The sequence below is a fragment of the Mesorhizobium sp. M2A.F.Ca.ET.039.01.1.1 genome (assembly GCF_003998035.1).
Lineage (GTDB): Bacteria > Pseudomonadota > Alphaproteobacteria > Rhizobiales > Rhizobiaceae > Mesorhizobium.
In genome coordinates this window covers 1-1,521 of sequence record NZ_RZRY01001102.1, presented here as the reverse complement: position 1 = coordinate 1,521, position 1,521 = coordinate 1, and the positions used below count along the sequence as shown (strand labels likewise).

Sequence of the window (1,521 nt, the reverse complement as noted above, 5' to 3'; positions counted from 1 at the left end):
GGCATTTGGCGCAGATTGAGGAAGGCGTTCAGCGGTCCTTGAGTTCCTGGCATCGTTCGATTTCCGGATACAGTCGGACCAACATTGTTCGATGCCAGAAATTTTACAACCTGGGCTTACGATTTTTGTTGATTGTGAAACCCTTCGCTCCTATATCGCGCTTGCCCAAAGTCGCACGTGCCTGTGGGTGTCCGCCGATCCTCGAATGGTGAGGGCAATCGGTAAGGTAACTGGAGCCAACCCCTCCAGTCGGTCAGTGGCCAACCACAAGACCGAGGACACCTTGAAGCAACGACGGTGCGGGCCTTTCTGGTTCTCTTCCGGTTGTCCAAAGACCGGGGTTACTAAAGAGGCACACCTTCATTGCCGGCAGTGCGGACGGGGCTCTCCCATCCAAGCCAAGGCAGACAAAGCGAACCGAGGCCGGGCAAGGCCAAGGTTCATCGCCGCGAGACGGCATTTCATGGTTCCGGGGTCTCCACCGGCTGGTTCCATGGATTTGACGTCCCGCCTTTGTTTGACCGCGAGTTCGCGAGGCTGAGCGCCCGCGTTCCGCAGCCTTTGTGCGCGCCGAAAGGCGTTATGGAGAGACCCCGATGGCCACCCAGCGCATCCTTGACTTCCTCGCCACCCGACGTCCGAACGGTCCCTGCCTCGTCGTCGACCTCGATGTCGTGCGCGACAATTTCCGCGCCTTCGAGAAGGCGCTGCCCGATTCCAAGATCTATTATGCGGTGAAAGCAAACCCGGCGCCGGAGATACTGCGCCTCCTTGCTGCGATGGGCTCGTCCTTCGACACCGCATCGGTTGCCGAGGTCGAGATGGCGATGGATGCCGGCGCGCCGGCCGATCGCATTTCCTTCGGCAACACCATCAAGAAGGAGCGTGACATCGCACGCGCCTACCAGCTCGGCATTCGCCTCTACGCCGTGGACTGCGTGGAGGAGGTGGAGAAGATCGCCCGCGTCGCCCCCGGCTCGCGCGTGTTCTGTCGCGTGCTGACCGACGGCGAGGGCGCCGAGTGGCCGCTGTCGCGCAAGTTCGGCTGCGTGCCCGCGATGGCCGTCGACGTGCTGCGCCATGCCAAGGGCCTCGGCCTCGACGCCTATGGCGTGTCGTTCCATGTCGGCTCGCAGCAGACCGACCTGTCGGCCTGGGACCGCGCGCTGGGCGACGCCAAGAAGGTGTTCGCGACGCTCGCCGAGGAAGGCATCGTGCTCAAGATGGTCAATATGGGCGGCGGCTTCCCGACCCGTTACTTGAAGGACGTACCAGTGGCCCAGGCCTACGGCCAGGCGATCTTCTCGGCGCTGCGCAAGCATTTCGGCAATGCGCTGCCCGAGACGATCATCGAGCCGGGCCGCGGCATGGTCGGCAATGCCGGCGTCATCAAGTCGGAAGTCGTGCTGATCTCCAAGAAGGCCGACAATGACAATGTGCGCTGGGTGTTCCTCGACATCGGCAAGTTCGGCGGTCTCGCCGAGACGATGGACGAGGCGATCCGCTATCCGCTGGTCACCC

At 62.5% G+C, this 1,521-nt stretch carries 1 protein-coding gene; it reads left to right on the top strand.

Features of this window, described 5'->3' with window-relative positions:
* Positions 1-596: 596 nt before the first annotated feature.
* Positions 597-1,521: type III PLP-dependent enzyme (locus EOA24_RS37625; RefSeq protein ID WP_133374902.1), on the top strand; the 925-nt coding region annotated here is incomplete at its 3' end.